General features: G+C 70.2%; 26 protein-coding genes. 14 read left to right on the top strand and 12 right to left on the bottom strand.

Features of this window, described 5'->3' with window-relative positions; all coding sequences use genetic code 11:
- Window positions 1–114: 114 nt before the first annotated feature.
- Both G9C85_RS15790 and G9C85_RS15785 read right to left on the bottom strand, forming a co-directional pair.
- Window positions 115–366: an MTH865 family protein gene (locus G9C85_RS15790; protein ID WP_166041777.1), complete on the bottom strand. Its 252-nt coding sequence runs from the start codon at window positions 364–366 to the stop codon at window positions 115–117.
- Between the two features lie 187 nt (window positions 367–553).
- Complete coding sequence (locus tag G9C85_RS15785) at window positions 554–871, bottom strand: hypothetical protein (protein WP_166041775.1); 318 nt, start codon at window positions 869–871, stop codon at window positions 554–556.
- A gap of 862 nt (window positions 872–1,733) precedes the next feature.
- On the opposite strand from G9C85_RS15785, the gene G9C85_RS15780 reads away from it, so the two are divergent.
- From G9C85_RS15780 to G9C85_RS15755, 6 genes are all read left to right on the top strand, one after another.
- Window positions 1,734–2,276 carry a hypothetical protein gene (locus G9C85_RS15780; protein WP_166041773.1) on the top strand — a complete coding sequence of 181 codons (543 nt, stop codon included), beginning with the start codon at window positions 1,734–1,736 and terminating at the stop codon, window positions 2,274–2,276.
- 49 nt (window positions 2,277–2,325) lie between these two features.
- The gene (locus G9C85_RS15775; RefSeq protein ID WP_166041772.1) at window positions 2,326–2,937 is read left to right on the top strand and encodes a hypothetical protein; all 612 of its coding nucleotides are present in this window, start codon (window positions 2,326–2,328) and stop codon (window positions 2,935–2,937) included.
- 93 nt (window positions 2,938–3,030) lie between these two features.
- Complete coding sequence (locus tag G9C85_RS15770; RefSeq protein WP_166041771.1) at window positions 3,031–3,465, top strand: DUF2237 family protein; 435 nt, start codon at window positions 3,031–3,033, stop codon at window positions 3,463–3,465.
- A gap of 118 nt (window positions 3,466–3,583) precedes the next feature.
- Window positions 3,584–4,396: an MOSC domain-containing protein gene (locus G9C85_RS15765; RefSeq protein ID WP_166041769.1), complete on the top strand. Its 813-nt coding sequence runs from the start codon at window positions 3,584–3,586 to the stop codon at window positions 4,394–4,396.
- Between the two features lie 83 nt (window positions 4,397–4,479).
- Window positions 4,480–4,665, top strand: coding sequence for a hypothetical protein (locus G9C85_RS15760; protein WP_166041767.1), 186 nt, complete (start codon window positions 4,480–4,482; stop codon window positions 4,663–4,665).
- A 146-nt stretch (window positions 4,666–4,811) separates the two neighbouring features.
- Window positions 4,812–6,149 (top strand): bifunctional metallophosphatase/5'-nucleotidase, encoded by a 1,338-nt coding sequence (locus G9C85_RS15755; protein WP_166041765.1) that lies wholly within the window; start codon window positions 4,812–4,814, stop codon window positions 6,147–6,149.
- A gap of 34 nt (window positions 6,150–6,183) precedes the next feature.
- Here G9C85_RS15755 and G9C85_RS15750 read toward each other — a convergent pair whose 3' ends face one another.
- The 3 genes from G9C85_RS15750 to G9C85_RS15740 all read right to left on the bottom strand — a co-directional run bounded on the left by G9C85_RS15750 (window position 6,184) and on the right by G9C85_RS15740 (window position 9,305).
- Complete coding sequence (locus G9C85_RS15750; protein ID WP_166041763.1) at window positions 6,184–6,837, bottom strand: type 1 glutamine amidotransferase; 654 nt, start codon at window positions 6,835–6,837, stop codon at window positions 6,184–6,186.
- Between the two features lie 97 nt (window positions 6,838–6,934).
- Window positions 6,935–8,659, bottom strand: coding sequence for a histidine kinase N-terminal 7TM domain-containing protein (locus tag G9C85_RS15745; protein ID WP_166041761.1), 1,725 nt, complete (start codon window positions 8,657–8,659; stop codon window positions 6,935–6,937).
- A 124-nt stretch (window positions 8,660–8,783) separates the two neighbouring features.
- On the bottom strand, window positions 8,784–9,305 hold the full coding sequence (locus G9C85_RS15740; protein ID WP_240148930.1) for a hypothetical protein: 522 nt from the start codon (window positions 9,303–9,305) through the stop codon (window positions 8,784–8,786).
- 204 nt (window positions 9,306–9,509) lie between these two features.
- Here G9C85_RS15740 and G9C85_RS15735 point away from each other — a divergent pair, with 204 nt between their 5' ends.
- Both G9C85_RS15735 and G9C85_RS15730 read left to right on the top strand, forming a co-directional pair.
- Entirely contained in the window at window positions 9,510–10,496 is a 987-nt protein-coding gene (locus G9C85_RS15735; protein WP_166041759.1) for an ABC transporter ATP-binding protein, read from the top strand.
- Window positions 10,493–11,347, top strand: a complete 855-nt coding sequence (locus tag G9C85_RS15730; RefSeq protein ID WP_166041757.1) for an ABC transporter permease subunit — start codon at window positions 10,493–10,495, stop codon at window positions 11,345–11,347. The genes G9C85_RS15735 and G9C85_RS15730 overlap by 4 nt, the downstream gene beginning before the upstream one ends.
- Before the next feature lie 31 nt (window positions 11,348–11,378).
- Here G9C85_RS15730 and G9C85_RS15725 read toward each other — a convergent pair whose 3' ends face one another.
- Window positions 11,379–12,800, bottom strand: coding sequence for a PQQ-binding-like beta-propeller repeat protein (locus G9C85_RS15725; RefSeq protein WP_166041755.1), 1,422 nt, complete (start codon window positions 12,798–12,800; stop codon window positions 11,379–11,381).
- Between the two features lie 248 nt (window positions 12,801–13,048).
- Here G9C85_RS15725 and G9C85_RS15720 point away from each other — a divergent pair, with 248 nt between their 5' ends.
- Both G9C85_RS15720 and G9C85_RS15715 read left to right on the top strand, forming a co-directional pair.
- Window positions 13,049–14,164, top strand: a complete 1,116-nt coding sequence (locus G9C85_RS15720) for a YhjD/YihY/BrkB family envelope integrity protein (RefSeq protein WP_166041754.1) — start codon at window positions 13,049–13,051, stop codon at window positions 14,162–14,164.
- A gap of 225 nt (window positions 14,165–14,389) precedes the next feature.
- Window positions 14,390–14,839, top strand: coding sequence for a universal stress protein (locus G9C85_RS15715; RefSeq protein ID WP_166041753.1), 450 nt, complete (start codon window positions 14,390–14,392; stop codon window positions 14,837–14,839).
- A 69-nt stretch (window positions 14,840–14,908) separates the two neighbouring features.
- Here the strand turns inward: G9C85_RS15715 and G9C85_RS15710 are convergent, their stop codons facing one another.
- Window positions 14,909–16,399 carry an RtcB family protein gene (locus tag G9C85_RS15710; RefSeq protein WP_166041751.1) on the bottom strand — a complete coding sequence of 497 codons (1,491 nt, stop codon included), beginning with the start codon at window positions 16,397–16,399 and terminating at the stop codon, window positions 14,909–14,911.
- Between the two features lie 202 nt (window positions 16,400–16,601).
- On the opposite strand from G9C85_RS15710, the gene G9C85_RS15705 reads away from it, so the two are divergent.
- Window positions 16,602–17,231, top strand: coding sequence for a peptide-methionine (S)-S-oxide reductase (locus G9C85_RS15705; RefSeq protein WP_205254390.1), 630 nt, complete (start codon window positions 16,602–16,604; stop codon window positions 17,229–17,231).
- A gap of 306 nt (window positions 17,232–17,537) precedes the next feature.
- Window positions 17,538–18,341, top strand: coding sequence for a hypothetical protein (locus G9C85_RS15700; RefSeq protein ID WP_166041747.1), 804 nt, complete (start codon window positions 17,538–17,540; stop codon window positions 18,339–18,341).
- 82 nt (window positions 18,342–18,423) lie between these two features.
- Here G9C85_RS15700 and G9C85_RS15695 read toward each other — a convergent pair whose 3' ends face one another.
- Together G9C85_RS15695 and G9C85_RS15690 are read right to left on the bottom strand one after the other, a co-directional pair.
- Window positions 18,424–19,146 carry a hypothetical protein gene (locus G9C85_RS15695; RefSeq protein ID WP_166041745.1) on the bottom strand — a complete coding sequence of 241 codons (723 nt, stop codon included), beginning with the start codon at window positions 19,144–19,146 and terminating at the stop codon, window positions 18,424–18,426.
- Between the two features lie 234 nt (window positions 19,147–19,380).
- Complete coding sequence (locus tag G9C85_RS15690; protein WP_166041743.1) at window positions 19,381–20,631, bottom strand: hypothetical protein; 1,251 nt, start codon at window positions 20,629–20,631, stop codon at window positions 19,381–19,383.
- Between the two features lie 204 nt (window positions 20,632–20,835).
- On the opposite strand from G9C85_RS15690, the gene G9C85_RS15685 reads away from it, so the two are divergent.
- A complete protein-coding gene (locus G9C85_RS15685) occupies window positions 20,836–21,732 on the top strand; it encodes a universal stress protein (protein ID WP_166041740.1) in 897 nt (298 codons plus the stop codon).
- A gap of 15 nt (window positions 21,733–21,747) precedes the next feature.
- On the opposite strand, the gene G9C85_RS15680 is transcribed toward G9C85_RS15685, so the two are convergent.
- Window positions 21,748–22,026 carry a hypothetical protein gene (locus G9C85_RS15680; protein ID WP_166041738.1) on the bottom strand — a complete coding sequence of 93 codons (279 nt, stop codon included), beginning with the start codon at window positions 22,024–22,026 and terminating at the stop codon, window positions 21,748–21,750.
- A gap of 110 nt (window positions 22,027–22,136) precedes the next feature.
- Between G9C85_RS15680 and G9C85_RS15675 the strand changes: the two genes are divergently transcribed.
- Window positions 22,137–22,595 carry a nucleoside deaminase gene (locus G9C85_RS15675; RefSeq protein ID WP_166041736.1) on the top strand — a complete coding sequence of 153 codons (459 nt, stop codon included), beginning with the start codon at window positions 22,137–22,139 and terminating at the stop codon, window positions 22,593–22,595.
- A gap of 57 nt (window positions 22,596–22,652) precedes the next feature.
- Here the strand turns inward: G9C85_RS15675 and G9C85_RS15670 are convergent, their stop codons facing one another.
- Complete coding sequence (locus tag G9C85_RS15670) at window positions 22,653–23,024, bottom strand: helix-turn-helix domain-containing protein (protein WP_166041734.1); 372 nt, start codon at window positions 23,022–23,024, stop codon at window positions 22,653–22,655.
- 710 nt (window positions 23,025–23,734) lie between these two features.
- The gene (locus tag G9C85_RS15665) at window positions 23,735–24,535 is read right to left on the bottom strand and encodes a hypothetical protein (RefSeq protein WP_166041733.1); all 801 of its coding nucleotides are present in this window, start codon (window positions 24,533–24,535) and stop codon (window positions 23,735–23,737) included.
- Between the last annotated feature and the right edge of the window lie 60 nt (window positions 24,536–24,595).

Below are 24,595 nucleotides of genomic sequence, written 5' to 3'. Positions count from 1 at the left end.
GTTCGGGCGTTCGGGCGCGGACGGGTTCAGTGTAGCGGCGGCTCGTGGATCGGGGCTGGAGATTCGAGAAGACGAGATGCGCCCGTCGTCACGCCCGGGCGCCGTCGGCGGCGTTCAGATGTGGCCTTCGTCCTTGAGGTTCTCGATGACGTCGTCGACGAAGGACTCGACGTCGTCGTAGGGAAAGTCCCCGCCCGGCAGTTTCGTCTGGAGCTCCATGGCCGTCATGGAGAAGTCGCCGGACTCGAAGCGCGTGCCGGGACCGTTGGGGAGCGCGGGGACGAGGTCCATCGGGCTCGAGATCGGGTAGTCGGCGCCACCGAACGCGTCTTCCATCTGTTCGCGAAGGTCTTGCTCGTCTGCCATAACGACTCGACCTTCACGGGGATAAATAGTAAATCTTTGGGTAGTTGGTTCGGTGCTGCTCGGAATCGCGCGCGCACGGCGAATCGACGATAGCCTCGTCGTGGCCGGCGCGAGACCGTCGCTCGACGGTCGAAGACGCGAGGATGGGACGACAGCGCTCCGCGTCGCGGCCAGTGCACGGCGTCGGTTACGCGCCGGCGGCGGGTTCGACGGCGAGGTCGTGAACGGCCTCGACGCCGGTGCCGTCCTCGAGCGTCGCGCGGGCCTCGGTCTCGTCGCCGTCCTCGGCGACGGCGATCGTCGCCGTGACCTCGACGTCGACCTCGAGCGCGTTCAGGCCCGGGGTGAGGCCGGTGACGCGGTCTATCTCGACGCCGTCGAGGGCGTCGAGGCGGCGGAGGACCGTGCGTGCACCGGTGGTCATGTCACCGTCGGCGCCGTGGGGGACGCGGACGGTGAGGTGGGCGGTCGCCTCGAATCGGTGGCGTATGGTTGACGCTACCATAGACGCCCGGCGCGAGTCGAACGCGCACGACCTCGCAGGGTCGTGGGATGCCGGATCATCCACGGGCGCGAGCGTGGGGGAGGGGCTTGCGTCAGCGGGGCCGGGCGCGGGACGGCGCCGCGGCTAGTCGTTCGACGGCGATGCGTCTCTTCGCCCCCGACGAATCGGGGGATGCGACCGCGAGCGAGCGTTCGGACCGCAACTGCGACGGGGCCGGCGACTGACGTCAGTCGCGACCGGCGGCGGTCGTCAGCTCGCGGCCGATCGCGGACCCGGGGCTCGGGTTCGGTCGGGTCGTGAGAACTCGTGGCCGTGCGGCGTCGCCGCCGAGGATCCAGGAGACGGGGCGAAGAACTCGCCCGGTCCGAGGAGTGCCGTCGGCGGACGTGGCGTCGCCTCGACGGTTAGACGTCGAAGCGGCACACCGTCACGGACACGAGGTCACGTGGCGCCGACGAGAACGGACCGAGCATAGCGGCGACCCGGTTGAGTCGCACGCACAGCGGACCACTGCTCGTCGGCGCCGTCGACCGGGTAGGCATCGTCACCTTCCCCGGCGACGGCGTTGCCACTCACACCGCGAGTGGACGCCGACTTCATGTGGTCGATGTACATGGTTGGGTCGCGCTGGACGCCGATCGAGAGGTCGGCGTCGCAGGGTATCGAAATCAACTGGGGCCGCTGACATAAAACTATCCCATCAGTGCTAACAACCCGCACGCAGGAGTGGGTGCTGTCCCGGAGGGCAGGGGATCCGGCGAACGAACTCGACTCGAACCGTGAGCCGACGCGCACGTTTAGGAGGGACTGGACGGAAGTGACGGTAGAGATGGGCCCGGGTCGCGTCGCTTGGCGTCGGATCGTGGGTGGCCAGAGCGACGACCGCGCCAGTGCCGTCACCGTCGGTCTGGTGTTCGTCGGGCTCGCCATCGTCACCGCGCTACTTGCGGGGTCGTTCTGGATCCTCGCCACGAGTGACGGTGGCGGCGGTGACCCGACGCAACTCGCCGTGGACTCCTCGCGGTGTACCGTCGGCGCAGACGGGAACGCGACCGGGATCGAGACGGTCACGCTCTCGATGCGCTACCGGGGGAACGGGACGGTCGACCTCGCCGACGCCGCGGTCAGATACGGCGACGAGACGACCGAGCGTCGCCTCGCGATCGCCGACGAGCCGGGCGAGAGCGCGGTCGGCGTGCGAAACGGCAGCGGGGCGTTCGACCCGACCATCGAGCGCGGAACCTCGTTGACGGTCGTCGTGGACGTGAGCTCGGTTCGTGGGGGGCCGCTGGAGGCCGGGCAGCGCGCTAGCATCGACCTCGTCGTCGATGACGCGACGGTGGCCTCGACGAGCGTCCGCGCCCCTGGCGGGTTGAGCGAGAGCGAGTCCTTCGTCGCCTGCTGACCGGTCGCGGCGACAACAGTTTTGGTGGTGCTTCGCGAAGCGATTGCGCATGACCCTGGGGGCGGGTGGCGTGACGGGCGTCGACGACCGCGGGCAGGTCGGCATCGGCATCCTCGTCATGTTCGTCGCGATGATCATCGTGTCCGCGATCGCCGCTGGCGTCCTCGTCAACATGGCAGGGATGATGCAGGACCGTGCGACGGACGCCGGCGAGGACGCCGTCGGCCAGCTCGTCGGCGGCGTCCAGGTCCAGGACAAGACGTGTACCGTCGCATCGAATCCGGTCGGCATCGAGGAGGCGTGGATCCACGTCCGCCTCCGACCCGGCGGGGACGCAGTGAACGTCTCGAACGCGACCGTCCTCTACACGGACGGACAGGTCCACACGGCGCTATCGTACTCGAACGCGACGGCGAACGCGTCGCGGTACACGCTGATGGACGACGGCGAGCGCGTGCGGACGCTAACGAACACGTCGCGGATGGTGCGGCTGACGGTCGACGTCGCGGCGGTCCGCGGCGCGGCGCTGAACGGGACCGACGCGCCCCTGGAGAACGGCGGCGAGGCGACGATCACGGTGTCGACGCCACAGGGCGCGGTGACGAAGATCCGACTGACGCCGCGGGGCGTCGCGGGCACGCAGTCGTTCACGAAGTGCTGAGCGGTCCGCCTCGAAGTGCCGAGTAGTCGATCGGGGCTCGGTGCGGGCGCGTCGGCGACGAAGCGTTTTCCGTGCCGCGACGCAGGTTCGAGCATGGACGAACCAGACGGCGACGGCGGCGGCGGCGTCGACGACCGCCGCCTCGAGGTCGATGGCGAGGAGCGGAACGTGTACGGCGACCCCCTGGAGCCGTGCGGGCGCGACCCGGAGACGGGCGTGCTCCGGGACGGGGAGTGTCACGCGATGCCGGCGCGGGACCCGGGGCGGCACGAGGTGTGTGCGGTGCTGACCGAGCGGTTCCTCGAGTTCTCCGCGACGATGGGGAACGAACTCCGGGAGCCTCGGCCGGACCTGCAGTTCCCGGGGCTCTCGCCCGGCGACCGCTGGTGCGTCTGCCTCCCCCGCTGGGTGGAGGCCGTGGAGGGCCGGGCGGCGCCGCCGGTGGTGCTGGCGGCGACGAACGAATCCGTGCTGGACGCGGTCGACCTGGAGACGCTGGAGGCGCACGCCCACGACGCCGAGGACTGAGCGGGAGAGCAGAGACCAGATGTGGTAGGCAGCGAGTCTGGTGAGCGGCAAGTCCGGTGAGCGGCGAGTCTGGTGGGGGACCGAAGCGTTCACGCCGCCGGCGCCCGGTGGTCGTGGTATGCCGACTGTGGACGCACTCGTGACGCACCCGGTGAAGTCGCTGGACCCGCTGCTCGTGGACGAGGTCGACCTCGTCGGCGGTCGTCTCCGCCACGACCGCGAGTACGCGCTCCAGGACGACGACCGCGAACTCGTCAAGGCCACGGGCGAACCGGCCCTCCACCGCGTCCGCAGTTCCTACGACCCCGAGACGCGGACGCTCACCGCCCGCAGGAACGACGAAGCGGCGGACGCGGCGGTGTCGTTCGCGCTCGACAGCGAGCGCGGGGACGCGAACGCGTGGTTCAGCGACTACCTCGGCTATCCCGTCGCGCTCGTTCGGGACGCCGGCGGTGGGTTCATGGACCGAGAGTACGCAAAGGGGCCCTCTATCGTCTCGACGGGAACGCTCGAGGCGATCGGCGAGTGGTTCGACCTGGACCCTGCGAACGTCAGGCGTCGGATCCGCGCGAACGTCGTCGTGGACGCGGAGCCGTTCTGGGAGGACCGCCTGTGGACCGGCGGAGACGAGGTGGTCGCGTTCCGCATCGGCGACGTGGAGTTCGAGGGCGTCGGGTGCTGTGCGCGTTGCGTCGTCCCATCACGGGACCCGGATACTGGCGAGGCGATCGAGGGGTTCCAGCGTCGGTTCGTCGAGCGCCGCGAGGCGACGATGCCGGCGTGGGCGGACGCGGACGCGCTCGAGCACTACTATCAGGTGATGGCGCTCTCGCGCGTCCACGAGTCCGCCGACGGCGGGACGCTCGCGGTCGGGGACGAGGTCGAGGTCTTCGGCACGCGACCGCGCGACGCGGCCAGCGCGGCGGACTGACCCTCCTCGGAGCCTGCGTCGTCCCGAACGTCCATGCAGACGCTTGCAGCAGTCTCTTCCGACCTACGAGCGAGGGACCGGATATGGATCGAAGACGCGTCCTGACGCTCGGATCGTCCCTGCTGGTCCCGCTCGCGCTCGCCGGCTGCTCCGGTCCGGAGGAGGAAGGTGGCGAAGAAGACGGTGCGGGAGGCGGCGAAGATGGCGAAGACGGCGAGGAAGAGGACGAACGCGTCCAGCCGAAGTCTCCCGTCGAGCCCGCGAACTGACTCGACCACAGCGCGCCGTGAACTGACCCGGCAGCATCGGGCCGCGCACTGAACGACTAGGTGTCACGTCGATGGTCGCGAGCGGCGGCTGCGGGGACCGCACGGCTTACGGCCCCGCGTCCGGTAGCGGTCGGTGAGACGAACTCGTGCGGGTGCTGCACTTCGCCGACGTGGAGGCCGGACTTGACGAGCCGGAGCGAGCCGGGCGTCTGGCGACCGTCCTCCGCGAGTCGGGTGGCTCGGAGCCGATCGTCACCGACGGCGGGGACACGCTCGCGCCCAGCGTGCTCGGCCTGGAGACGAAGGGGACGCACGCGCTGGCGTTCCACGACGCGGTGTCGCCGGACGTGGCGACGGTCGGGAATCACGACTTCGACCACGGTCGGGCGGCGGCGCGCGAGGTGACGTGGGACTCGCCGGCGCGGTACGTGACGGCGAACGTCCTCGAGGGCGGGCAGCCGTTCGGGGACGCGGCGCCGTGGACGATCGTCGACCGCTCGGACGGCGCGCTCGGCGTCGTCGGCATCACGGACCCGGCGTCGTCGGTGCCGGACGCGCTGGCGGTCGAGGACCCGGTCCGCGCGGTGCGGACCGCCGTGGCAGACCTGCGCGACCACGGCGTCCGCGCGATCCTCGTGCTGGCGCATGCCGGCGACGAGGTCGTGCGGACGCTCGCACGGCAGCGGGGCGTCGACGCGATCGCGGCCGGGCACGTGCATCGCGTCGGTCGCGAACGCATCTCGGGGACGCCGATCGTCCGTCCGGGCGTGAACGGGGAGGTCGTGTGGGAACTCGAGTTCACGGGCGAGCGCGTGGAGACGGACGACCACGACGTCGAGGCGGCGACGGTCGACGAGTCCGTCGCGGAGATCCTGCAGGCCGAACGGTATCGCGTGGGCCTCGAGGACACCGTCGGCTACCTGGAGGAGCCACTGGTCCGGGACGCGACGCGTCGGTTCGCGGGCCGAGAACGCACCGGGTCGCTGGTCGCGACGGCGTACCGCGAGGGCGCGAGCGCTGACGTTGGCGTCGTCGACACGCGCGCCATCCGCGAGGGCCCGCGACTGAAGGGGACGGTCTCGCGCGCGGACGTCATCGGACTCGTGCCGTTCGCCGCGCCGCTGTGCCGACTGGAAGTCTCGGGGCGGACGCTCGCACGACTCCTCCGGGACAGCGTCGTGACGGACGAACGCGCCGCGCGCGGCACCGGCGCGTTCGCGTGCTGGCTGCAGGTCGCGGGCGCGTCGCTCCGCGTCGCCGGCGACGGCACCGTCGAAGCCATGCGCGTCGGCGGCGAGGAGATCGACGGGACCCGCGACTACGTCGTCGGAACGAACGCGTACGTCGTCGAGAGCGACGAGTTCCCCGCGGTCGACCGCCGGCACCTGCTCGCGCAGGGCGACGACCAGTACGAGGCCGTCGTCGCGCTCTTCGAGCAGGGCCGCGTCGCCGACGTCCCCGAGGGCTTCGTCGACTCGGTGTAACTGGCCAGTAACACCATCGAGTCAGTTCCTGGAGTCAGTAGTCGCCGTCGGCGACGATTCGCGTGAAGTTCGCGTAGACGCGGCCCGCGTTCACGTCCGCGAAGGAGTGGTCACCGTCGCTCCAGCCGTAGTCGGCGTCGAGGCGGTCGCGGTGCGCGGCGGTGAACTCGGGGTGGAACTGGACGCTCCACAGCGGCGCGTCGCGGTGCCGCGTAGCGAACGCGTCGTAGTAGTCCGTCGTCGCGACGACGTCCATCGCTGGCGCGGGTTCGACGACGACGTCGCCGTGGACGGCGGGGACGACCGGTTCGACGCCCGCAAAGAGTGGGTCGTCGGCGAACTCGACGTCGACCAGTCGGGCGGTCGTCTCCTTCGCCTCGACGGTTCCGCCGAGCGCGGCGTTCGCGAGCTGGTGCCCGAAGCAGACCGCGAGCGTCGGGATCTCGCGGTCGACGAGCGTCTCGACGAGCGCCATCTGCGAGTGCATCCACGGGTACGCGTCGGCCTCGTAGACCCCCGCGGTACTCCCCGTGAGGACGACGGCGTCGGCGTCGTCGAGGTCGGGTCGGTCGCCCGCGGCGTAGTCGAGTTCGACGGCGTCCGGGAGCGACGCGGCGAGAGCGTCGCAGTGGTAGGCGTGCGCCGGGTCGACCTCGTTCCGGCAGACCACGACGCGAGGTTCTGTCATTGTCGAGCGTAAGCGTTGGTCGGTGAAAGCGATACCGGCAGCGGAGACGTCACAGGATGGCGCGACGACGAGGTTCGATGCGGCGCAGTCCGCAGACTCACGCGGCGGGGAGCGTGACGTGGACGCGGGTACCGTCGTCGTCGACGTCGAACGCGAGGTCGCCGCCGAGCGTGGTGACGCCCCAGTTGACGACGAAGAGCCCGAGGCCACTGCCGTGGTCGAGCGCGGATTCGCGGCCGTCGAGGACGTCGAGTTCGTGCCCGGGGATGCCGGGACCGGTGTCGGTGACGACGAACGTGACGGATCCACCGTCGGTCGCGCTCGCCGAGGGCGACGCCGCGGTGACCCCTCCGGACTCGCGGTGGGTGCCGTCGTCGACGCCGACCGCGACCGTCGGGCGGTCGCCGTCGTCGTGGACGATGCCGTTCTCGACGAGGTTCTCGAAGACGACGCGGAGGACGTCCGGGTCCGCCGGCACTCGACAGTCCACGGGGACGTCGACGTCGATGGCGGCGTCGGGGTGGCGAGCGGCGAGGTCGTCGCGGACCGCGTCGAGGACTGCGCTGGCGTCGACGACCTGGTCGGTGTCGACGGTGCCGGACATCGTGGCTTCGACCTCGCGGGCGCGCTCGCCGAGCGCGGAGAGGTCGCGAGTCTGCTCCGCGGCCGTCTCGAGGAGCGACTCGATCTCGGGGTCGTCGACGGCGTCGGCGGCGGCGGTGACCGTGCCGAGGACGACGGTGAGGTCGTTCCGGAGGTTGTGCCGGAGGACGCGGTTCAGGACGCCGACGCGTTGCTCGCGGCGGCGTTCGGCGGTGACGTCCTGGAGGACGACCGTGTGGCCGACGACGCCGCCAGCGCCGTCGTCGAGCGGGTTCCGGGTGCGGGCATACGTCCCGGAGTCCCGGTCGCCGGCGATGCGGACGTGGTCGCCGTCGAACCCGTCGTCGACGGTGTCGAGGTACGTCGCGACGTCCGTCGCGAGTGCCGCGTTCTCGTCGACGCCGAGTGCGTCCACGGCGGCGGCGTTCAGGCGGACGATGCGGTCGTCGGGGTCGACGACGAGCACGGGATTCCCGAGGTCCTCGACGGCGGCGCGTTCCGCGCGCCGGCGAGTGGCGGGCGGGAACTCGAACATGTCCTCGCCGAAGAGGGCGTACAGGTCGAGGACGAGATGCGGGAAGAACGCGAGCGCCGTGAAGTTCAGCGGGTAGAATGGCCCGACCTCGAGGAGCCACGCGAGGAACGCGGCCGTCGGCGGGAGCGGCGTGACCGCGATCGCGAACGCGTGCTTGCGGTACAGCGGCCCGTAGCTGACGACGGTATCGATGAGGAGCGCGACGCCCAGCGTCGCGAGCGCGACGACGGTGAGGAACTCGAGGACGACGAACGCCGAGTGCGTGTACTCGAGGACGAGCACGCCGCCGAACTCGACGAGTTCGACGTTCGTCGGCCCGTAGTCGTGCAGCGGATACGTGAGGACGACGACGCTCGCGACCGCCTGGAGTGCGACGATGCCGCGGAACGCTCGCGAGTGCACGTAGCGAGCCCGGCCCGTGTAGACGAGCGCGAACCCGAGGTACGCGACCCCGATCCAGATGGCGGCGAGCCAGTACCCCATCAGGAGCGGGACGCGAAGGGGGCTGTCGCCGACGAGCAAGCCGGCGCCGTACGTCACGCAGAAGACGGCCTGGGCGGCGATGACGCCCCTGAACCACGAGAGTCCAGGTCGATCGGGGAGCCGCCGGAGGTACGCGAGGAGCCCGAGGTTCGCGGCTCCGACGAGTACGGACGTCAACGCGACGACGACCCCCAGTTGCAAGATACTCGTATCGAAAGGAGCGGCAGGATAAACGCGTTGTGGCGGCCTCCCGGTGGTGGTTCCTCGTCGGGAGGAGTCTACAGGCGGTTTGAGGCGAGTGCCTCGGGGCTTGCCCCTAGGCAGTTCACAGGCGGTCGCGGAGGAGAGCGCCGAAGCCGGTGGCGCCGACGAGGAACGAGACGAGTCCGCCGATCCCGGTGAGCGTGAGGACGCCGTTCATCGCGGCGGCGGCGACCAGCAGGACCATATCGCTTTCGTCGGCGCCGAGGAGGCGTTCGGCGATTGCGAGGTACGCGACTGCGGCGCCGACCGCCCAGACGAGGCCGACGACGATCGCGAGCAGGATCGCGAGCGGGATGCCGACGAGCGTGACGAAGAGGACGACGCCGGCGAGGACGAAGAAGAGGAGCGAGACGACGCCGTAGACGAACGACCCGACGGTGTCGTCGACGACTCGTGCGGTCATCGTTCGCGTCCAGTCGGGCGCGAACGTGACGAGGATCGCGCCGACGACGAGCGTGGTGAAGAACGCGCCGAGGGCGCCGCTCCCGAGGCCGGTCGTGACGTCGACGTCGACGCCCGTCGGTCCGAACGGCGAGTCGAACTGGAGCGCGACGCGTGTGGCGAGGACGGCGAGCATGTGCATGACGACCTCGACGGTGCCGAACGACAAAAGCGTACGCGGCGGCGTGGGCTCGCGGCGACGGTCGGCGCTCGATCCGAGTCGTCGTGACGTCGATGCGTCGAACGTGACGTGCCGCCCGCGTCGCTCGAACGGGACGGGGTCGCGTTTGCCGAGCGAGCAACAGTCCCCGACATTTATTACCCCTTCCAGTTCTCGGTCGAGATGATGACAGCGATACGAACTGACGCCCTGACGAAGCGCTTCGGCGAGGACGTCCTCGCCGTCGACGGCCTCGACCTCGCAGTCGACGAGGGCGAGGTGTTCGGATTTCTGGGTCCCAACGGCGCCGGCAAGTCGACGACGATCAACACGATCCTCGGGTTCCTCCAGCCCACGTCCGGATCGGTCGACGTCCTCGGGATGGACGTCACCGAGGAGTCGCTCGCGATCCGACGACGGATCGGTCTCCTCCCCGAGGGGTACGAGCCGTACGAGAACCTCACCGGGCGCGAGCACGTCCAGTCCGCGATCCACGCGAAGGGCGCGAGCGACGACCCGGACGAACTCCTCGACCGCGTGGGGCTGGCGCCCGACGACGCCCGTCGAGCCGCGAGCGAGTACTCGACGGGGATGGCCAAGCGGATGTCGCTCGCGGTGGCGCTCGTCGGCGACCCGGACCTGCTCATCCTCGACGAGCCGTCGACGGGACTCGACCCGGACGGCGTCGGTCTCCTTCGGGAGATAATCCGCGAGGAGGCGGCCCGCGGCGCGAGCGTGTTCTTCTGCAGTCACATCCTCGAGGAGGTCGAGAAGGTCTGCGATCGCGTCGGCATCCTCAACCAGGGCGAGCTGGTCGCCGTCGACACCATCGAGAACCTGCGGTCGGAGATGGGTGCGGGTGCCACGGTATCGGTCACGCTCGGCGCGCCGCCCGCCGACCTCGGCGTCGCGGACCTCGACGACGTCAGGTCGGTGACCGTCGACGACCGCAGGGTCGACGTCGAAGTCAGCGATGCGACGGCGAAGATGCGCGTCCTCCGGCACGTCGACGAGCGCGCGACCGTCCGCGACGTCGGCATCGAGGAGGCGTCGCTGGAGGCGCTGTTCGACGAATTCACGAGCGACGCACCTGCGGCCGCGCGAGAGACGGCAGGGGACGCCGGGAGCGAACGAGAGCAAGTGGCGGCGGCCGACGGAGGTGAGTCCGCGTGACGTTCACCACCATCCTCCGGGACGACTTCAAGAACACGCGGCGGTCGTACGTCGTCATCGGCGTCGTCGCCGTCCTCACCGCGTTCGTCTCCCTCATCACGTACTCGGTCGCGGAGTTCCACGACGACGCGTTCCGCGCGCTGTTCGACGTGTCGTTCTTCTTCTTCCTCGTCTTCCCGCTCATCCTCGTCCCGCTCACGTACCTCGCCGTCGCCGGCGACCGCGAGCGCGGGTCGATCAAGCACGCGCTCGGCCTCCCGAACACGCGCGCCGAGTACGTGTTCGGGAAGTACGTCTCCCGGACCGCGGTCGCCATCGGTGCCGTCCTCCTGTCGACGGTCGCCGCACTCCTGATCGGGCTCGGGTTGTACGACGGGAGCGTGGACGTGATGCGGTTCCTCACGTTCGCCGCCGTCTCGTCGCTGTTCGTCGCGTCGATGACCGCGATCTTCGTCGCGTGCTCGACGGTCGCGAGCCGACGGTCGCGCGCGATGTTCGGCGTCATCGGCGCGTACTTCCTCCTCGGGCCGTTCTGGCTCGGGTTCCTCCCCGTCGTGAGCCTGAGCGCGGTCGTCACGACGATCGCCGACCTGCTCGGGACGACCGTCGCCGACGACACGCTGGGGTACATCCAGATGGCCTCCCCGACGACGGCGTACCTCTCCGGGCTCGAGCCCGTGTACGACGGCGTGGTCGGAACGGGCGAGTACCCGCGCGTCACGCGGAATTACGCGGGCAACGGCGAAGAGCTCTACAGCGAGAACTGGTACAACTACCTCGTCATGACGGCGTGGGGCACGGTCGCGCTCGGCCTGAGTTACGCGCGGTTCCGCGTCGCAGAACTCGGGTGACGACGCGGCCCATCGCATGGCCGGAGCGGCGTCAGTGGAGCGCGTAGACGCCGCCGGTGCCGTCCTCGCGGTCGCGACCGAACGCGTAGAGGTGGTCGTCGACGACGAACGGGCTATACACTTCGACGTGGGGGAGGTCGACGCGCCACGCGAGTTCGCCGTCCGCGACCGTGACCGCGCGGACGGCGCCGGTACCGTCCTCGCCGAAGTTACTCCCGAGGAGGAGGTGCTCGCTCGTCGCGACCGGGAGCTGGCTCGACCCGCCGTGGATGCGGGGGCCCTCCGTCGGCGCGTACGACCACGTCGGCGTGCCGTCGGTCGCATCGACGGCGTACAGTTTGTTGTTGGTGACGGCGTAGACCCGACCGTGGGCGACGGTGACCCCCGTCCGGGGTGCGCTCTGGAGGTCGAACGTCCACGTCTCCGATCCGTCGCTTCGAGCGAGTGCGCGGACGGCGGCGGTTCGCGTGTCGCTCTCCGTGGCGAGGTAGACGTCGTCGTCGCCGAGGACGGGGATGCTCTCGCCGATCGGGAGGCGCTTCGACCAGCGTCGCTCCCGCTCCGCGAGGTCGAACGCGACGACGTTGTCCACGCCCGACGCGGCCTCGTCGGTCGTGACGAGGAGCGTGTCGCCGTCGAGCGCGAGGTCCTCCGGGTTGAGCTGGGCGTCCGCCAGCCTGGCCTCGTACGTCACGGACTGCGCGTCGAGGTCGACGACGAGCAGGTCCGAGTACTGCGTGGACGCGTCGTTCATCGAGCCGGTCACGACGACCGCTCGACTCCCGTCGACGAGGCTCGCGCGTGGCTGTTCCTCCTCGGCGACGGGTAGCGTCACCGACCAGCGCTTCGTCCCGTCCGCGCTCTCTAACGCGACGAGCTCCCACTCGCGGGTGCGGTCGTTCGAACCGACGAGGACGACGGCTCCCTCGCGGTGGTTCGGTCGCGTCGTCGTCCGGTAGTCGTCGATCGCGGACTCGGAGAGCCGCCAGCGCACGCCGCCACCACCGCGTTCGTACGCGACGACGTCCCGGTACGACGAGACGACGAGCGCGTCCGCCGTGACGAGCGGGCCGCTGAAGATCCGCGTGTTCAGGCCGCCGTCGATGGCGTGCTCCCAGTCGACGATCGGGGCGGTCGCCGGCGCGCTCGCATCCGGCTGAGCCATCCCGTTCTGCGGGTCGACGAACGTGTGGTCGACCGACGCCGGCCCGCTGATCTCTCGGGTCGACGGGTCGGACTCGGTTTCGTCCGCCGTCTCCGTGCCGTCTGATTCGCCGTCCCCCTCGGTCGAGCGGTCGGTCGCTGCCGGCGCGGTCGTCGCCGAACCGGAGTCCGTCGCGCCGTCGGCGGTAGTACCGTCGTCGCTGGTGAGACGGAGGCAGCCGCCGAGTCCGGCGAGCGCCCCGAGTGCCCCCACCTCGAGCAACCGCCGTCTGCTGGAACCGTCCTGCATTGATGTGGTCTCCGAATCTACATCGCGATTACATATAGTTACCTCTTCGAACGGGCGAGTCCACAAGCAGTCCGACGCCTCGCCCGCGAACGCGAGGAGTGCAGCGCGAGTCCCGGTCGCGGCCGGCGGCGTGGCGTTCGCAGCGGTCGTTCCGGCGAGACCGGAATCGGGAGCCGGCGTCGACGCGTCGGGTCGTCGTCTGCATTTGCGCAGTCAACGGCCTTTGGCGCGGTCGCCGTACGCGAACCATGGCCGGATCCACTTCGCCAGTCGAGACGGGAAAGCGAGTCTTCACCGAGTTCTCCGAGAAGAACGTCACGTTCATGGCCGCGGGCATCGCGTACAACGCGTTCGTCTCCCTCGCACCCCTCCTGATCCTCGTGCTGATCGTCGCGTCGTTCGTCGACGGTCTCGAAGAGCGACTGCGGGCCGCCGCAGCGCGATCGCTCCCGGGACCGATCGCGGACGTCGTCGTCCAGATCTTCGGCGCGGACGCCACTGCCACGGGCGCGTCGGTCGTCGGCCTCCTGGTCCTCCTCTGGGGGACGCTGAAGATATTCCGCGGCCTCGACACCGCGTTCTCGGAGATCTACGAGACCGAGGAGCAGAACTCGTTCGTCGACCAGGTCATCGACGGGCTCGTCGTGTTCGTCTCGCTCGTCGTCTCCATCGTCGCCACGGTCGGCGCGAACGCGCTCCTCTCGCGGGTCGCCGACCTGCTCCCGGCCCTCGAGTACGTCACGCCGCTCGTGCTCGTCGCGGGACTGGTGGTTGCGTTCTTCCCGATGTACTATCGCTTCCCGGACGCCGACCTCGGGTGGCGGGACGTGCTCCCCGGAACGGTGTTCGCCGCGGTCGGCTGGGCGGCGCTCCAGTCGCTCTTCCAGGTGTACCTGGCGTTCACGGGCGGCGGGTCGGCGAGCTTCTTCGGCGGCGTGCTCGTCGTCGTGACGTGGCTGTACTTCTCGGGGCTCGTGCTCCTCCTCGGTGCCGTCCTGAACGCCGTCGTCGGCGACCACTCGACGGGCGAACCCGGCGGCGTCGGCCGCGGCGCAGCCACGCCGAAGCCGGACGCGAAGACCGAGCGCTCGCTCGACCGCGCCGAACTGGCGAGCTACCTCCGGGACTTCCGAGCCGACCTGACGGGGTTCGAGGAGGACGTGACGCCGACCGCGGGCGCGAGCGAGACTATCCACCGGGTCGAGAATGGCGTTCAAGTCACCGAATTGGAGGGGACACTCCGGAAGGCGCGACCGCTCGGGACGACCACTGACGAGGTCGAAGTCGTCGAGCGAACGCGGAGCGACGGCGACGAACGCGAGCGGACGCTAACCGTCCGGTGGCGATCGCCCGAGGGCGAGTGAGCGAACGAAGGCAGCATGGGATGACGTCCCACCGATCGGGGCTCGTCGACGGTCCGTCGCAGAATCGAAGCACGCCTCTCGGATAACGCGTGCATACACCCCCACGGCACGGACAACACTCGTCGTCGCCTCGAGCGAGTTCGTCCTGGGTCTCGGTCGCGATAACGGAGACGGTCGCGATAACGGAGGTCATACCAATTCGTCGAGCGACCCAACTCGCCGCGTATGCCCGAACGCGTCCTCGTCCCCTTCGACGGCTCTCCGCTCTCGCGTCGCGCGCTCGAATGGACCGCGACCGAGTTCCCGGACTCTACCGCAGTGGTCCTCTACGTCATCGACCAACAGCACGACGAGACCGCCTCGGAGGGCTGGGGCGACCACCCCGGCGAGTGGGAGGACTGGCTGGACGACCGCGAGGACCACGCCAGGGACCTGTTCGACGACGCCCGAGCTATCGCGGACGCACACGGCGCCGAAATCGATACTGCGGTCGGTATCGGTCGCGTCACCACAGAGATCCTCGACGCCATCGACACGTTCGACGTCGGACTCGTCGCGATAGGGTTGCACGGACGCACTCGTTTCGTCGAGATTCTCCCGGGCGAGACCGCCGGGGCGGTGATGCGGAAGTCCCCGGTTCCCGTCGTGATCGTCCGGAATCCACCGGCGGTCTGAACGTCCAGCGAGTCTCGCGCTCTCGTCGCCCTCGCCCCAGGCGACGTCGCCGGCCGGGTGGCACCGCTCTCACTCCTTCGCCTTGAGGTTGTGAACGACGTCGAGTCGCTCCTCGACTTCGGCGGTCGGCTCGAGCGCGCCGAGGATGCGGTCGGCGTCCTTGTACGCCATCGGCGCCTCGTCGACGACGCCCTCGACGACCGATTCGGAGTAGACGCCGTCCATCGCGGCCTCGAACTCGGCCATCGAGAGCCGGTCGAACGCGTCGCCACGTCCCATCACGCGCCCGGCGCCGTGGGGCGCCGTCTGGTGGTACTCGTCGTTGCCCTTCCCGCTCGCGATGACCGAGCCGTCGGCCATGTTGAACGGGACGACGAGACGCTGGTCGTCGCGAGCGGGCGTCGCGCCCTTCCGTATCGTGAGGTCGCGGAAGTCGACGTAGTTGTGGACGGACTGGAATCGCTCGACGGGGTCGACACCGAGGGCGTCGCAGATCGCGTCGACCATCACCTCGCGGTTCCACCGCGCGTACTGCTGGGCGAACAGCATGTCGACGAAGTACCCGTGCGCTTCCCGGCCCTCGAGGTAGTCCAGGTCCTCGTTGCGGCCCGCTGCAGGAGCGTCGCCGCCCGCGGACTCGTCGTCCTCGTCGTCGATGCCGGGGCGGAGCGTCGCGAGGCGGTCGAACGTCTCCTCGATCGCCTTCCCGTCGAACTCCGCACGCACCTTCCCTTTCCTGATGTGGGACTCGCCCTTCCCGCCCGTCACCCACTCGTAGAGGTCCTCGTCCGACACCGTCTGGGGGTCGAACTTCACGTACGGCGCGAGGTCGTCCGGGATCGCGGTCCGGATGCTGGCGTGATTCCGGCGGTCGGTGGCCTTCGCCTGCCAGTACTCCGCGACGGCGAGCCCGAGGTACCGCGACCCGGAGTGGACGACGAGCCAGTACTCGGCCGATTCGCGACCCTGCGCGAACTCGACGAAGTGGTTGCCGCCGCCGAGGGTGCCGACGCCGCGGATGACGTACCCCATGCCCTGCGCCTTCGGTGCCAGGACGCGATCGCACAGGGCGTCGAAGTAGTCGGCGTCGTAGCCGTCGAATTCGAACTCGAGCGGGTCGACGCGCTCGCCGAACCGCTCGGCGTACGCGGCGTCGAAGGACTCGAAGACGTCGTTCGCGCGGTCGAACGGGAAATCGTCGACGAGATGCACGGCGTCGTCGTACTCGCGGACGTCGCGTCCCATCGGGACGGCGTCGCGGACGCGGCGCTCCCGCTCGGCGTCCGCGAGCGGCAGGTCGTTCCCGAGGTTCGCCGCGGCCATCCCGCACCCGACGTCCACGCCGACGACGTTCGGCACGATGCGCTCGCCGAGCGGCATCGTGAACCCGACGGGCGCACCAGCGCCCCAGTGCGTGTCCGGCATCACCCGCACCGGCTCCGTGAACGCCGGGTGGTCCACGAGCTCCTGGATCTGCTCGCGGCAGTTCGCCTCGAGCAGCGACTCGTCGTCGACCAGCACGCGAGCGGTCGTGTGCTCGCCCTCGATTGGAATCGGCATCGTTCTCGCCGTCACTTTCGGCGTCGACCCCATGAACGTGTCGCGAGACTGCGAGCCACTGGCACGCGCTCGCCACGGTTCCGCGGCACGTCCCAGCGGTCGCGCGACCGGCGGATGCACGTCGGCAGTCGCGCGTCCGGCGGATGCACGTCGGCAGTCGCGCGTCCGAGCGTTCTTGCGTCCGCGACCCCTACCGGGCGACGTGAGCAGATGGACTACGGCGGACGTGCGGGCGTACGACGACAGGGCACCGGCGCCGGACGAGACGCGGTCGTTCACCGCCGCGCTCGGGTGCTTCTGGGGGCCGGACGCTGCCTTCGGCGCGCTCCCGGGCGTGGTGCGGACGCGCACCGGGTACGCGGGCGGCACCGACCCCGACCCGACCTACGAGCGGATCGGCGACCACAGCGAGGTCGTGCAGGTCGACTACGACCCCGCAGAGACGACGTTCGAGGCGCTCGTCGAGACGGCCGTCGCCGAGCACGACCCGACGCGCCAGCCCGCGAAGCGCCAGTACCACCACGTCCTCTTCTACGAGTCCGACGAGGAACGAGCGACCGTCGAGCGCGCACTCGACGCGCTCGCGGTCCCGCAGGTCGAGACGCGCGTCGAACCCCTCGAGTCGTTCGCGGTCGCGGAACCCTACCACCAGAAGTTCAACTTGCGCGGGAAGCGCTGGGCGACCGACGCGTTCGACGACGCGGGCTACGACCGCGCCGACGTCCGCGAGTCGCCCGCCGCCGCGAAACTGAACGCGGTGCTCGCGGGACGAGACGTCCCCGAACTCGGCGCGCTCGGCGACCGCACGGTGCGCGACGACCGCGCGGTCTGAGCCGACGACCCAGCAGACCGAGACGGCGACCACTCGGGCGACGACTGGCAGGCGTAACGCACTCCTACCCCGATCGGCGGCCTGCCCCACCCGCGCCCGGTTCGCCGACGTAGCGCGCTCTTACCGGTCTCCACCGCCACTCGCTGAAACGGACTCCTCCGACCGATTCGTGGCGTCCGTAAAATCGCACTAGACGACTTGTGCCTGCGACATTCGTCAGATAATCCGTGTGCGGTTATAGGGCGCATATCGGCGGCTAGCGAAGGCTTAACTGTCCCCGTCCGTTACGAGCGCCAGATAGCATCGATGGCGAACAGTCTCGCAACTGCGGTCGAGCGATTGAGCGACGGGGTGGATCCGCGACTGGACGACGAACGGTGGCGCGCCGTGCCCGCGACGGACGACCGGGCGCCGGCGATCGTGGTCGGGGTCGTTCACGACCATCCGGCGAGCGCGCACCGCGTGCGGGCCGTCGCGGACGCGTTCGACCCGGACGTGGTCGCGCTCGAACTCCCGCGGCTGGCGGTCCCGCACTACGAGCACGAGGCCGATGCCGTGGCCGTCGACGTCGACGGACGGTACGACGACGTGACGCCGGACGAGCACGGGACGGTGCCGGCGACCGACGGTGGGACGTCCCCCGCGGGCACGGACGAGATGACGGCCGCGATTGCGGCCGCACCGGACGCGACGGTCGCCGGCGTCGACTCCGTCGGCTGGCGGTTCGGCGTCCGGTTCGCGCGTCTCGCGCGGTCGCGGGACGCGTCGCTCGCGACCGTCCGTCGCGCGGCGAAAGGAGCCTGGAACGTGACGCGCAGCGCGCTCGCCGTACGCTTCGGCCGCGACGACGACCACCGGCACGGCGGCGGCGTCGACCACGACGTGTCGCCCGGCGCCGACCCGAGCGCGCAGGCGGCGGACGAGGGCGCGCAGATCTCGCGGAGTCGATCGCTGCTCGGCGCGCTCGAACGCCCGGAGGCGGACGTGCTGCTCGACGAGACGCGCGAGGCAACGATGGCGGCGAACGTCGACGCGCACCGACGGACGGGCGGCGTCGTCGCGGTCGTCGGCATGGAGCACTTGGATCGAATCGCGGACGCGCTCGCCTGAAGCAACGTCGTGTCAGTGCGACTGTCCGTCGCGGACGGATCCCCGCCCGCAGAGCCAGAAGAGCGTCGCTGCGGCGCGGCCGCTACAGGTCGACGGTCGCGAGATCGGACTCGAGCGCGTCGACCTCGTCGTTGTACGCGTCGACGAACCCCGAGAAGCGCGGCGCGTACTCGCGGATGTCCTCGGCCGAGGGCGGCGAGTACTGGGAGAGGACGTAGACGCCGTTGGAGCCGTTGACGCGGAGGTAGGCCGCGCCGTCCTCGTCCCACTTGAGCTCCCAGCGCGTCCCGTCGACGCGCGCGGTGAACGTCCCGTAGTCGCCGCCCTCGTATCGGCGGAGTTCCGCGGCCATGCGGTCGCAGACGTCCCGTATCGCGTCGAGGACGCGGTCGCGTTCCGCGACGACGCCGTCCGTGGACGCGACGGCGGGGAACGCCGTGGAGACGTCGTCGAGGACGCCCGAGATCGAGTCGACGTACGCGTCGAACGCGTCGACGAACTCGGGGTAGTCCCGGAGTGCGGTGGCGAGCGGTTCGGGTTCGGGGTCGCGCTTCGTGGAGACGACGTAGACGTCGTCGCCGCGACTCGGCGCGAACTTGAGGTAGTCGAGGTCGCCGCCCTCGTACTTCACCGTCCACTCGCCGTTCTCCGTCGTCGTCGACCAGTCGCCGTAGTCCCCGCCCTCGAGGATCGCGAGCTGGTAGGCGAGCTGTCCGGCGTGGTCGCGGACCGCGGCGACGAGTTCGTCGCGGTGGTCGGCGACCGTCGAAGCGTCAGTCGGCTCCGCGGGCGGCCACGTAGTCACGACTGGAGGGGGGTCCTCCACGAGGATAGGTCGTGCGGTCCGCGACGCTGGGGCGGGAGACGACGATAGAGGACTCGTTCGGCGAGCCACGGGCTGCGTGCGGTGTTCTCCGTACAAGTGAAGCCGCAGGTTGAAGGTATCCTACGTCTCCAACCTCCCGCTTCGAATAAGCGTCCGCGACGGGGTCGTAAAAGTCCGTCGCCTGGCGCGTCACCGTACTCTACCGAGGGCGTCTCAGAGCCCGAGGCCGGTGCTGTACTCGAGGGTGCCGTAGGCGTCGCCGACGGTCTCCGCGGAGAGGTGCGAGTCGCCGACGCGGCCGTCGAGGTCGGTCATCTGGAACATGTACTCGTTGTACGACCAGTGCGATTCGAGGCGGCCGCCAAGTATCGGTCGGTCGACGTGGTTGCGGGCGTGGCCGTACGTCTCGGCGCGGAACTCGACGAACTCGCCGTCGTCGGTGGTCGCCTCAACGGCGAAGTCGGGGTGGGCGTCGGACGCGGTGGAGTCGACCGCGGCGGGATCGGTCGCAGTCGAGCCGGCTGCCGCGTGGTCGACGTCGCCGGTACCGTCGGCGGCGACCGTCGGGCCGTCGAGGACGGGTTCGATGGTGACGTCGTCGAACTCGACGACGTCGCCGCCGTCGCCGGGACTCCAGAACGCGGACGGACGCACGGGGATGCTCGCTCGCTCCAGGGTCTCCGAGTCGTAGAACCCGTACCCCTCGCGGAGGACGTGCGGACCGACGAAGGGGATCATGGCGGAGAACGCGCCGCCGTCGGGGAACACCGCCCAGATCCACTTCCAGGGGAACAGCGGGACGTTGAAGCAGACGCGCTGGAAGTAGCACGCGCCCTCGAGTTGCTCGCGGCCCGCGGGCAGGTCGAACTCACCCTCGAAGCGCATCTGTCGGAAGGCGACGACGTCGACGCCACCGGCGGGGGTGTCCATCGCCATCGACTGCACTGGGGCGGTCGTCGGCGAATCCAGGTCCCCCCACGCTTCGAACTCGACCGCGCCCTTCTCCCCGACGAACTCGGCGTCGAGCCCGAGCGGCCGGTCCTCGGACGCGGAGATCTCGCTCCCGCGGCGCTCGCCGTCGGCGGTCTCCGTCCACGCCTCGATGGAGCCGTCCCGCGAGAGCGTCGCGCGAGCGGGCTGGTTCACGATCCGTTCGTCGACGCGTTCGTCGTCGCCGTCCCACCCGACGGAGATGGCGTCGAACTCGTCGACGCCGTCGACTATCTCGCGGTCGAGGTCCATGCCGGGGAGCCAGACGTCGTTCACGCGGATGCGGTCGCCGACGCGCGCCGCGATCGAGAACATCAGCTGCCGGGGGCCGTAGCCGGCGTCGCCCTCCGGGAACAGGATGAAGAACCACCACGACGACGAGGTCCGGTTCTGCTGCTCGGGAAGCTGCGTCCAGATTCGCTCGAAGACGCGCTCGTGCGTGGCGTCCGGCGTCGGCGGGGGAGTGTCGGCCATCGTGTAGCGTTCGTCATCTGGACCGGCCCGTCAAGGGTTCGTCGGTCCCGGTCGTGGTTCGAAGACCGCGGTCGCGACTGGCCGATCGCGGTCGCGACTGGCCGATCGCGTCGGGATTCGCCGACCGCGGTCGCGGTCGTTCCCACGCGGTGAGTATCGCCCCCTGAATTATGACCGATGGCAGTCGAACGTGTACGTACGAACATGTACGATACCATCGTGGTGCCGACGGACGGGAGCGAGTACGCGCGACTGGCGGCGTCGCACGCCAGCGAGGTGGCTGTGGCGTTCGACGCGACGGTGCACGTCGTGTCGGTCGTCGACGAAGAGGCAGCGTCGAGCGTCTTCGAGCGGGGCGGCCTCGACGACGAGCGGCGCGAGGAACTCCGGTCGAAGGCGACGGCAGCGATCGCCGACGCCGAGGACGTCCTCGCGGACGTCGACCGCGTGGAGACGGCAGTGGTCGACGGACGGACGATGGAGTCCATCCTCGGGTACGTCGACGAGGTCGACGCGGACCTGGTCGCGATGGGGACCCACGGTCGGACGGGCGTGGACCGGTACGTCGCCGGGAGCGTGACCGAGCGCGTGCTTCGGCGCATCGACGTCCCGGTGTTGACGGTGCGGGAGGGCGAGTCGGCGCGCGCGCTCGCCGAGTACGACGACGTCGTCGTCCCGACGGACGGGAGCGACGCGGCGAACGCGGCGGTCGGGCACGCGCTCGCGTTCGCCACCGTCGGCGACGCGACCGTGCACGCAGTGAACGTCGTCGACGTCGGGTCGCTCGCGGCGTCCGCCGAGACGACGCCGCCGGCGGACCTCCTCGAGCGGTTCGAGATCGCGGGCGAGGAGGCGACCGAGGCCGTCGCCGAACGAGCGAGCGACGCCGGTCTGAACGCCGAGACGGCGATCCTGAAGGGGTCCCCCGGCCACGAGCTCCTCGAGTACGCGAGCGAGCACGACGCCGACCTCCTCGCGATGGGGACGACGGGCCGCACGGGACTGGATCGGTACCTGCTCGGGAGCACGACCGAGCGCGTCGTCCGGCACGCCGACCGGCCCGTGCTAGCCGTGAACGCCCGGAACGGCGACCGGGACTGAAGTCCGCCACGGCACTCAGAGCGGCGACAACGACGGGAACAGGTAGAGGACGACTGCGGCGAGGTAGCCGAGACCGAAGAGCGCACACAGGGGGCCACAGAAGAGCCAGAGGACGCGTCTCGCCGCGTCGTTCCCTTCTAGGTCGAGTGCGGCGAAGACGTGCCGGAAGCGACCGACGTAGAGGGAGTCCTGGTCGTCGACGATCGCGCGCCACGTCTGGACCACGCCGACGCCGACGCCGAAGACGCCGAGCGAGAGCGCGGCCAGCAGCGAGACGAGTGCGTCGACGTCCATCGGCCGAGTCCTCGTCCGAGAGCGACAAGAACCTTCCCCCCGGGCAGCAGTGCGGTGCCGGACGCCGCGGGGCGGACACGCTTTTCTCGCCAGCTCCACCAGTCCCCTGTATGGGAGCCCTCGACGACTTCGATCACGAGCGGCACGTGCGTACCGCACTCGACCTGGCGCGGGAGGCGGCGGCGCGCGGGGACAACCCGTTCGGGAGCGTGCTCGTGCGGGACGACGAGGTCGTGATGTCCGAATCGAACCGCGTCGTCACCGAGGACGACGTCCGTCGCCACCCCGAGCTACACCTCGCGTACCGCGCGTGCCGCGAGATGGACGCCGCGGAGCGCGCGGAGACGGTGATGTACACGAGCACGGAACCGTGTCCGATGTGCGCCGGCGGCATGCGGAGCGCCGGGTTCGCGCGCGTCGTCTACAGCGTCGGCGGCGACGAGATCGGCGCGTTCACGGGCGAGAACTCGCCGGTCCGGGCCGCGGCCGTCCTCGGCGACCGCACCGACGTTCACGGCCCCGTCCTGAACGAGCCGGGCCGAGCGGTCCACGAATCGTTCGACTGGTAGACACGACGAGGTCGATGCGCAACGCGCCGACGGTTCGGCCGAACAGCGGGCGAGCGGTCAGTCCCCGTCCCCGGAATCGGGTTCGACGAGGTGCTCGGTTCCCCAGTCGCGCATCGCGTACACGACCCCGTCGAGTGACGCACCCGTCTCCGTCAGCGAGTACTGGACGCGCACGGGCGTCTCGCTCACGGTCTCGCGAACCACGAGGTCGTTCGCCTCGAGGTCGTCGAGGCTCTCCGAGAGCACCTTGCTGGAGATGCCGTCGACGCGCGCCTCCAGTTCGTTGAACCCCGCCGGGCCGCCATCCATCAGGCGATGGAGGATGACTGGATGCCACTTCCGTCCGACGAGCGCTGCAGTCGTCGTGATCGGGCACCAGTCTTCGCCAGCGCACCCGACCGCAAGCCGCTCGCCCGACTCCTCGCTCATACGTGCGTCTACGGACCCGTACACCGTAGTGCTTACTCGACACGACCGGCTGACTCGGCGGTTCCGGTCGGATCGATGATTGGTTCGGTATTCGAACAGGCGAGTCACTTTTGACCCTTCGCGCGCAATGTCAATCCGGTACTCCGAGTCGCCCGTGTTCGCTGGACTGGCACCCCACTCCAGTCCCGAACCGGTCGGAGTGCCACGCCTGCCGAGGCGTCGACTCCACCCCGTCGACGCCTCACCCACCCCACCCCCAATCCCCACCCTCTTTCGAAGCCATCTACGCCCGCGTCGGCCTCGCGCCGACGCGGACCCCACCCCACTGCACCCCAGCGTCGAGCACTCGAGTCGCGAGCGACGCCGCTACCGCCACCGCAGCGTGCCGTCGCCGCGTCGGCGGGAGCGAGCGACGGCCCCGGCGGCGTTCTCACCTCGTTGGAACGACCCCCTCGTTCTACACCCGTCCCGACCCTACTCTCGCGTGGGGACGACGGACCGACCGCGGACTGCACCATGCCGACCCGCCGGACGTCTCGGGAGCGCCACCGGCAGACGGGGGAACGCGACGCGCGGTCCACCGTCCCCTCGGACGACAGTCGAACGACGGTTCGCCGGGAGCGGCCGTCGCTCGACACGTCCTCTCGGCTTCTCGCCGCTCGAACCGGGCACAGATAGCGACTTCCTCGAACGGAGTCGGTCTCGGACTGCTACGGACGATCGGTCGCGTCCGCGACGAACGAGCGGAACGCTTCCGGGGTGACGTCGCATTCGACGGCAGGTTTGAATCCGCCGAGGTGCGTGCCGCGGGCGCCGCCGCGCTCGGGCCGGAGGACGCTCTCGACGGCGTCGGCCATGTAGTAGTTCGGGCCGACGCGTTCGTCGCTCAACCGGACCGCGCGGTCGAGGACGCCCCCGGGTTCGCGTCCGGGAACGACGACGACGGGCTCCGGATTGTCGACGAACGCGGGGTCGTGATAGTAGAGACTGCCGTGTCCAGCGAACCGCTTGGCGTGCGCGTTCTCGGGGTGCTCGTCGAGCGCCGCCGCGATCGCCTCGTCGTCCATCTCGGGCGTGAGCACGACGGGGTCAGCGGCGACCGTGAGGTACCCGAACAGGTACCGGTGCTTGACGTCGGAGTCGGGCCCCCGGAATCCGCCGTAGAACGCGATGACGTCGCCGGGATCGAGCTCGCGCAAGCGAGCGACGTACGCCGGCCGGTGCTCGCCGTACGTGAGCGCGTCGAAGTTCGGGTCGCGATGGACGGCCCGGGCGGCGACGGCGTCCGCGTTCGACGTCCAGTCGCCGTCGCTCCCCGGTCGGATCGCGTCGATGCCGTCCGCGAGCGTCCCGTCGGTCGTGCGAGCGGGGAGCGACCCGTACGTCGCCGTCTCGGCGGTCGCGCCCTTCTCGGGTATCGGGACGTACTCGAAGCGGCCGGCGTCGTCGACGCGCGGCACCGGCCTGACGTTCCCGGTGTCCGCACCGACGCCGCAGAGCAACACTGTCACGTCTGCGGCGTCGGGCCGGGACGCCTTAGCGTCGTTGCACCGAGTCTCGCCCGGACCGCA

The sequence above is a fragment of the Halorubellus sp. JP-L1 genome (genome assembly GCF_011440375.1).
Classification (GTDB): Archaea; Halobacteriota; Halobacteria; order Halobacteriales; family Natrialbaceae; genus Halorubellus.
This window is presented reverse-complemented; position numbering and strand designations above follow the sequence as displayed.